Origin of the sequence: Haliscomenobacter sp. (genome assembly GCF_033763495.1) — a bacterium.
Classification (GTDB): Bacteria; Bacteroidota; Bacteroidia; order Chitinophagales; family Saprospiraceae; genus Haliscomenobacter.
The window spans coordinates 40,322-48,069 of sequence record NZ_JANRKL010000166.1; the positions used below are offsets into that span (position 1 = coordinate 40,322).

Annotated in this window: 7 protein-coding genes; 3 read left to right on the plus strand and 4 right to left on the minus strand. The window is 46.4% G+C overall.

Annotation, left to right across the window (positions count from 1 at the left end; translation table 11 throughout):
• Nucleotides 1-2: 2 nt before the first annotated feature.
• Entirely contained in the window at nucleotides 3-2,165 is a 2,163-nt protein-coding gene (locus SFV55_RS17715; RefSeq protein ID WP_320030868.1) for an alpha-galactosidase, read from the minus strand.
• Nucleotides 2,166-2,457: 292 nt separating this feature from the next.
• On the opposite strand from SFV55_RS17715, the gene SFV55_RS17720 reads away from it, so the two are divergent.
• A complete protein-coding gene (locus tag SFV55_RS17720) occupies nucleotides 2,458-2,859 on the plus strand; it encodes a cyclic nucleotide-binding/CBS domain-containing protein (RefSeq protein WP_320030869.1) in 402 nt (133 codons plus the stop codon).
• Between the two features lie 117 nt (nucleotides 2,860-2,976).
• On the opposite strand, the gene pth is transcribed toward SFV55_RS17720, so the two are convergent.
• From pth to SFV55_RS17735, 3 genes are all read right to left on the minus strand, one after another.
• Nucleotides 2,977-3,537 carry an aminoacyl-tRNA hydrolase gene (pth, locus tag SFV55_RS17725; protein WP_320030870.1) on the minus strand — a complete coding sequence of 187 codons (561 nt, stop codon included), beginning with the start codon at nucleotides 3,535-3,537 and terminating at the stop codon, nucleotides 2,977-2,979.
• An 81-nt stretch (nucleotides 3,538-3,618) separates the two neighbouring features.
• Nucleotides 3,619-4,437, minus strand: coding sequence for a 2,3,4,5-tetrahydropyridine-2,6-dicarboxylate N-succinyltransferase (locus tag SFV55_RS17730; RefSeq protein WP_320030871.1), 819 nt, complete (start codon nucleotides 4,435-4,437; stop codon nucleotides 3,619-3,621).
• A gap of 54 nt (nucleotides 4,438-4,491) precedes the next feature.
• On the minus strand, nucleotides 4,492-5,811 hold the full coding sequence (locus SFV55_RS17735; RefSeq protein ID WP_320030872.1) for an MFS transporter: 1,320 nt from the start codon (nucleotides 5,809-5,811) through the stop codon (nucleotides 4,492-4,494).
• Nucleotides 5,812-6,270: 459 nt separating this feature from the next.
• Here SFV55_RS17735 and SFV55_RS17740 point away from each other — a divergent pair, with 459 nt between their 5' ends.
• Both SFV55_RS17740 and SFV55_RS17745 read left to right on the plus strand, forming a co-directional pair.
• Nucleotides 6,271-6,939, plus strand: coding sequence for a C40 family peptidase (locus SFV55_RS17740; RefSeq protein WP_320030873.1), 669 nt, complete (start codon nucleotides 6,271-6,273; stop codon nucleotides 6,937-6,939).
• Between the two features lie 178 nt (nucleotides 6,940-7,117).
• Entirely contained in the window at nucleotides 7,118-7,690 is a 573-nt protein-coding gene (locus tag SFV55_RS17745) for an adenylate kinase (RefSeq protein WP_320030874.1), read from the plus strand.
• The last annotated feature ends 58 nt before the right edge of the window (nucleotides 7,691-7,748 follow it).

Consider the following 7,748-nt stretch of genomic DNA (forward strand, 5'->3'; position numbering starts at 1 on the left):
AGTTAGTTGACCACGTACCAGGTGTAGCCCTCTGCGGGAATTTCTACCTCTAGTGTCGCCTCGTAACTTCGGTTTAATTTCAATTTTTGGCTTTTACCCCCTTTTTCTTTAAAAATCGCAGTTGTTTCCAAACCAGTATAGTACAAAGGCACTTGAATGCTCCGTTTAATCGGCACTTTGAGTGGATTGTACAACATCAAAAGTCCTTTCTCGGGCAGATTGGGGTCAACATGCAGGATACCATCCCAATCCCGGCCATCGGGCCGCCGCAAGTGAATGATATCAGCATTCAGGATTTGGCGGTACCGCTTGTACCAGTCGATCACCCGGATGACAGTTTGTTTGGTCGTTTCGGTATCATATAACCTTGGGCCCCGGTAACAAGCCTGCACCCCGGCACCATAATATTGTACCATTAGTTGTTCGTAATCATTAAGGTGTTCGGAGAGTGGCTCCAATACCGCTTCTGCTCCGCCGCCCTGATAAACAGTCAATGGCACAAAACCCCAGCCCATCGAAGGGGTTTTTTCCCAGGTACCATCAAAAATGTTTTGGCGATTGAGGATTTTTTGTTGCGCTCGGGGCAAAGAAAAATTGACTTCCCGGTAACCCAGGCTAATTTTATGGGTACCGTCCAAAAAATACCAATCGGGAGCATTCACATAAATGCCGTTTTCATTGCACCAACGGTAAAGGCTCTTTTGCAGGGCCATTTGCCGCCATTGCGAATCTTCCAGCCCATGGTGGCCAGGGTGAGTGGTTGAGGCACAGCGATCGCCGGGATAAGGGCCGTCATTTTCAAAAATATCAAAACCCGTTTTGGCCATGAAAAATTTGAGTTTTTCCAGGTAAGCCAGGCCCCATACGCTGCCAAAACAAGGTGCGTTTCCAAAAAAGGCTCCCCCGGGCTTTCCAGTCAACGGACTGATCACATCGTGCTCATCGCTGATGCGCCGACTGCTGAACAAGGAATAGCTACCGATCAGGATTTTTTTGCTGTGGGCATAATCCGTCAGGGTTTTCCAACGCTGGATGTTGGCGGCGCTGGTGTCCTCCATGTTGCAATGGCTGCCAAAACTCAAAATGACCCCTTCGTATCCCGTTTCCGCACATTGGTCAATGATGTTCCGCACCTGTTCGTCATTTTTGCTGACCAGATGCATAAAAATCGGGTTTTGGGTGGTCCAAGGCGCAACTGTACGGTACATTTTGCGCACCATCAAGCCCCGGCGCTCCCGGTCGTAACTGTCCAATAGCAACTCGTAGGTCCGGATGGATTCAAAATGCTCGCCAGTTTGGAGTTCGATGCCAGGGGCAAAATCAGGGTACACCTCCAAAATGCAGGGTGTTTCGTAATTGTAGTTGACTTGTGAAGTATAAGCCGAGTCCGTTTTCCAATGTGTGGTTTGGTCACTGATGTTGTAACGCATGGCATTGTTGAAGGCATAGTTGGTTTCAATGTAAATGCCTTGAGGTTTTTTCATTTGTTCGGGCTTGCCTACCACAGCACTTTCTTCTTCGGGCATGGCGAGGATTTCGTTGAGTACCCGATCCAGTTTGAAACGGCTATTTGAGCTTTGGTTGTCTATACTCACCCATTTGCACAAAAGAGGGATGCCATCGTAAAGTGCGTAATGTACCTTGATATTCAGGCCAACCAGTGCAGGTGACGCGTGCCGAAAAGTCAAACTCAGCACTTTACCTTTCGCTTGCTGGGGATTGCCCGTCCAGGTGGCTGAACGCCAATTGAGGAAGGGTTTTAAATCCTGGATTTCATAGGTTTGGTATTGAAAATCCTGCGGATTCGCGCTGAAGTTATCCAGCCATTCTGGCAAAAGATAGGCTTGTTCTTTTTGCCCATGTAAACCACCAATGGCGTATTTTTTACCGCCTATGGTCACTTCAGCTTCGGGTTTGAGGGCTCGGATGAGTTGTTGGCCGTTGCTGAGGTTATAGTAATCGTAACAAACCAGATTGGGTTGCAAACGGAAGCTTCGGCGCAGCAAACCATTGTTGAGCTCGATGGTTTTTCCATCCGAACTAACCACTACCTGAGCTTTGGCGGTGCTGGGCTGAATCAGCCAGTCGGCTGGCCGGACCTGTGTAGTAGCTAGATTATACCACAGGAAAAAGCAGCAAAATGAGTAAGCAAGGAAAGGGCGCATAGACGGTATTTTTTAACAATATAGCCCTTGCATTAATCCTTGAATAGATTTAAATTGAAAAAGTTTGAAATTATCCTCTCCAAAAGATTAGACAAGCACTTAAAGTCCTTTTTTCGCTGCTGCAAAACCCCAACCCTTGCAACGCTGATAACCAATTGTAAAGCAACTTTTTACTGATTGACTTGGCTTGACTAAGATCACCCTTGGTTGTGATTGAAATCAGTGCATTATGACCATAATCTCACAAAAATTTGGGCAATCTACTTTTGATCATAATAAAGCCATAACACTGATGAAGACCATTAAGCAACTCATGAGTAGTCCGGTCGTAATGGCCACTGTAGAGACTACTGTACAAGATTTAAGGAAACTAATGAGCCAACATGACATCGGTGCCGTACCCATTACCGATGAAGGCGCTGACGCAGACATCCTGGGCATTGTAACCGACAGCGATCTGCGCAACGTCAAGGATCCCACCTTGCCCGTAATGAGTGTGATGAGCACCAGGCTGTGCTACATCAACAAGGATGACTCCACTGCTACTGCGGCCAACCTGATGTTGAAAAATGGCATTCACCATTTATTGGTCAGGGATCACAACGAAGTGGTCGGGATTTTGAGTTCAGTTGACTTGTTAAAATTGGTGGCAAGTAAACCCATCACTTTTCAACCACAGCTGTTTTTTGTGTAGCAATTGCTTGTTTTGATGTTGGGTTAAGCAAAAAAGTACAGGGTACAAATGTGAAGGCACCAAAAGACCTATTCTCTTGGTGCCTTCACATTTGTACCCTGTACGATTAACAAGTCATCATTTTTTATTAAACGCATTCATCGTATGCGCCAGGCCCACTGCCGCAAAACTTTTACTTGTATCCGCGGCGTACTTGATGATAGCTGGTAAATCTGCATTCTCCTCATCCGACCATTCACCGAGCACAAAATCCACCTGTTGGCCTTTGCGGAAATCATTGCCGATGCCAATGCGCAGGCGGGCGTAGTTGTTGCTTATGGCCTGGTCGATGTCTTTGAGCCCATTGTGCCCACCATCGCTACCTTTGCCGCGCAGGCGTTGTTTGCCAAATTCCAGATTGAGGTCGTCCAGGATGATCAGCAGGTTTTCGATGGGAATTTTTTCCTTTTGGAGCCAATAATTCACCGCCTTGCCACTGCGGTTCATGTAGGTGGAAGGTTTCAACAAAATGAGGGTGCGTCCTTTGTGTTTGATCTTGCTCAAGGCACCCAAATGTTCGGTTTCCCAACTGGCCTCAGCGTCTTTGGCCAACTGATCCACCACCAGAAAGCCGATGTTGTGCCGGGTGTCTGCGTATTCGGCACCAATATTCCCGAGGCCGACAATTAAATATTTCATGGTTCCAAGGTTCTGGAGTTTTATGGCTCCATACGGTCACTGAGCGTATTCGAAGTGCCGAATGGAACCATAAAACTTCTATTAAACCGCTACACTGTAATCCCGCAGCGCATCATTCAGCGACACCTTTTTATCGGTACTTTCTTTGCGCTGCCCGATGATCAACGCACAAGGTACCTGGTAGGTTCCGGCAGGAAATTCTTTGGTGTAAGAACCAGGAATGACTACCGAACGAGCAGGTACCCGCCCCCGATAGGTGACTGGTTCTGGTCCACTCACATCAATGATATGGGTACTGTTGGTGAGCACTACGTTGGCACCCAGAACACATTCTTTTTCAATCCTTACTCCTTCTACCACAATGCAGCGAGAGCCGATGAAACAATCGTCTTCGATGATAGTTGGAGCGGCTTGTGGTGGTTCCAGTACACCACCGATGCCAACACCTCCACTGAGGTGAACATTGCGCCCAATCTGAGCACAAGAGCCCACAGTAGCCCAGGTATCCACCATCGTACCACTGCCTACCCAGGCGCCAATGTTGACGTAGCTGGGCATCATGATTACGCCACGCTCCAGGAAAGAGCCATAACGGGCAATGGCGTGAGGCACCACCCGCACACCCATCTCAGCATATGATTTTTTGAGTGGAATTTTGTCGTGAAACTCAAATGGACCTACCTCAATGGTTTCCATTTGGCGCAGTGGGAAGTACATCACTACCCCTTTTTTGACCCAGTCGTTCACCTTCCAGTTGCCGTCGGCAGTGGGTTCGGCTACGCGGAGTTGCCCTTTGTCCAGGAGCTCTACCACCTGAAATACGGCTTCTTTGACCTCCATTTGGGCCAGGAGACTGCGGTCCTCCCAGGCTTGTTCAATCGTTTGTTGCAGCGTGCTCATTTGTATTGGATGTTAAAAACGAGCTGCAAAAATAGAAAAACGATTGGAAAAAGTTTAGGAAGCTTCCCCCTTCGTAACCACCACCCGCCTCATCAGGATCAAACCGATGATAAAAAACACCGCCAGTGACAACACGGAATTGCGCATTCCACCGCTGAGTTGCGTAATCAGCCCAAAAACAAAAGTGCCCATCACGGTGGAGAGCTTGTCCAGAATATCATAAAAGCTGAAGTAAGAGGCAGTATCGGGAGTGTCTTCAGGCAACAATTTGGCATAAGTCGCCCTGGCCAGGGACTGCATGCCCCCCATCACCAGGCCTACACAAGCCGCTAGAAAGTAAAAATCCAGACCCGTTCTGACCACATAACCACCAACACAAATCATGGTCCAAATCACCATCATGTACATCATCGCATTTTTATTGCCCTTTTTGCTGGAAATCCAGGCGAATAAATAAGCACCTCCAATGCCAACCACTTGCAGGATCAAAATCAGCACAATCAAATTTGAGGTATTAAAATGCAATTCCTTTTCAGCAAAAATAGAGGCCAGGTACAATACGGACTGCACACCAGCATTGGCGAAAAAGAATGCAGACAGGTAGCGCAACATATTGGGGCGAGCCAAAACCCGGCGGGCCGTTTTACTTACTTCTTCATAACCGCGCTTCAGCAAAGCTTTGGAATAAGGGTGCCGTGCATCCTCCGGCAAACGGCGCAACGGGATTTGTGCAAAACCAAGCCACCACAAACCCACCATGACGAAAGCAACCGGAACAGCTTTTAAACTTTCGGAAAAGCCGAACCAACCGAAGTTCTGAATCACGATCAGGTTGCTCACCAGCAAAATGATACTCCCTGCAAAGCCGTAACTAAACCCTGTAGCACTCACTTTGTCGTATCGATCCTCCGTAGCGATCTCCGGCAAAAAGGCATTGTAAAAAACCAGGCCACCCGAAAAACCAATGGTGGCCAGTACAAAACAACTAACCCCTACCCAGAGGGTTTTCATATCGGTAAAAAACAAAAGCCCAATACAGGCCAGTGCACCTAATGTGGTAAAAAAACGTAGAAAAACTTTTTTCCGCCCCCCGTAATCTGCAATTCCCGAAAGTAAGGGTGAAACCAGTGCAATCAACAGGTAGGCAAAAGACAAAGAATAAGAATAAAGTGTACCATCACTGATCTTTAAACCCAAAATATTGACCTCATCGGCGGTAACATGCAAAAAATAGCCAGGAAAGATCGCTACAGTTATCACAAGAGCATAAGCACTGTTGGCCCAGTCAAAAAAAGCCCAACCACGGAGGATACGAGGCTGGTTTTTTACAAATGGTACAGCCAAAGAGCCGGATTCATTGGTGTTTTTCTCCATGGATTGACTTCCTTTTTTTCGGAAAAATGCAGAAAAATTAACTTCCCGATTTTGGGTTTTGAATAGGAAGTCGAACGCTTCATTTCAAGTGCGCTTTCTATTCAAAAGCCGCTCAAAAATCGGGACGCAATTTTTTGCGTCATACAAAGTAGACATTTTATTTAGATTGATGTACGAAATCCAAAACAAATTTCCTATCTTGCCAATGTTCACTTTTTTCCACTCCCATGAGGCGAAATTTCGCTGGTTTTTTAAGTCTTTTTTCAACAAATTTTCCCTGTAATTACTTGATAATGAGCTAATTGAAAGTTTTAACACTTTCGGGTGGTGAAACTTTCAGAAATTTTGCTTTATCTTTGCATCGGTCCCATCCGAACATATTTATCAAATACTCACCCAGTTACACATCCCATGTAGTCCCATACATAAATCATTCATGCGAACCAACGTACTTATTATATGCTAGAAGTATTAACTACTTGTTTAGCCTTAGGAACTTGTGCACCTACGACGCTTAACGTATCCATTCCTGCCGATCTGCCTACAACGGTAGCAGAAGCAGAAAAGCGATTCCGCAAGGACGTTTTGGATTATGCACAACTTTACATGGGGTTGCCATACCGTTACGCCGGACATTCTCCGGTAACCGGTTTCGACTGCTCCGGCTTTACTTCCTACGTTTTGGCTCATTTTAAAGTCAACGTTTCACGTTCATCTCGCGACCAGGAACTGGAAGGCGAAAAAGTTGAATTGAGCGCTGCACAACCTGGTGATCTGCTTTTTTTCCGCCGTTCGGCCAACAGCAGGGTTTTTCACGTCGCCATGGTTTACTCCAATGACGAAAAAGGCCTCAGATTCATCCATAGCTGCTGCTCCAAAGGCGTTGCTATTGACAATCTGAATGAATCAAGCTACTGGGGCGCCAAAAGCGTTTCCGCACGAAGAATTGTACAAAAAGCCGACTTTGTTGGGTTGTATGGCCCACAAGTCATGCAGGTGGCCCCTGCACCTACTGCCGCTCAGGTAGTAACTGCTCAGCTCAACTTGGTGCCCGAAGAAACAATTGAACCCATGGGTTTGATTGCCGAAATTGAAACTCGGTGCTTTTCGATCGGTCCAAGAAGGTAACACTTAAGTTGAGGGAGTTAAAAAACGGCACTTCGGCTTCGCTCAGTGACCGTTTTTCAACCCCTCAACTTTTTCCAATTAAATCACTTGAGGGTTTGAAGGTTAATTAATAACTTTCAAACCCTTAATTTTTTCAATAACTTTTGCTTCTTTTGCTACGCAAAACCTAACTTTAAACATGATCAATTTGATACTCTTCGGTCCTCCAGGATCAGGTAAAGGAACCCAAGCGGCTAAACTGGTTGATAAGTATCAGCTCTTGCACATTTCTACAGGTGATCTTTTTCGTTATGAAATAGGAAATAGTACTCCCCTCGGACTGGAAGCCCAAAGCTTCATGGATCGGGGCATGTTGGTACCCGATTCTGTTACGATTGGAATGTTGCGCAATAAAGTGGAGGCCAATCCCGACGTAGCCGGGTACATTTTTGATGGTTTCCCACGTACCATTCCCCAAAGTGAAGCGCTGAATGCGCTCATGGCTGAAAAAGACCAGCGCATTTCCAAGTTGATCATGTTGGAAGTACCCGACGAAGAGTTGGTCGTCCGTTTAATAGAACGTGGCAAGTCCTCGGGCCGACCCGATGACGCCAATGAAGATGTGATTCGCAAACGCATTGACGTTTACAAAGCGGAAACATCACCTGTATTCGATTTTTATGCGGAGTATAATCTTTCGATAAAAATTGATGGGGTAGGCAGTAAAGCCGAAATTTTTGAGCGCTTGTGCGCGGAGATAGATAGTCTTTAGGAGTTGAAAAGTTGAAGTGTTGAACAGTTGAAGAGATCGGTCACCTCGGCTCCGCTCG

Excerpts from the sequence above, each read along its gene's own strand:
- SFV55_RS17720 (WP_320030869.1), top strand. The coding sequence starts at position 2,458 with ATGAAGACCATTAAGCAACTCATGAGTAGTCCGGTCGTAATGGCCACT.
- SFV55_RS17715 (WP_320030868.1), bottom strand. The coding sequence starts at position 2,165 with ATGCGCCCTTTCCTTGCTTACTCATTTTGCTGCTTTTTCCTGTGGTAT.
- SFV55_RS17740 (WP_320030873.1), top strand. The coding sequence starts at position 6,271 with ATGCTAGAAGTATTAACTACTTGTTTAGCCTTAGGAACTTGTGCACCT.
- SFV55_RS17735 (WP_320030872.1), bottom strand. The coding sequence starts at position 5,811 with ATGGAGAAAAACACCAATGAATCCGGCTCTTTGGCTGTACCATTTGTA.
- SFV55_RS17730 (WP_320030871.1), bottom strand. The coding sequence starts at position 4,437 with ATGAGCACGCTGCAACAAACGATTGAACAAGCCTGGGAGGACCGCAGT.
- pth (WP_320030870.1), bottom strand. The coding sequence starts at position 3,537 with ATGAAATATTTAATTGTCGGCCTCGGGAATATTGGTGCCGAATACGCA.
- SFV55_RS17745 (WP_320030874.1), top strand. The coding sequence starts at position 7,118 with ATGATCAATTTGATACTCTTCGGTCCTCCAGGATCAGGTAAAGGAACC.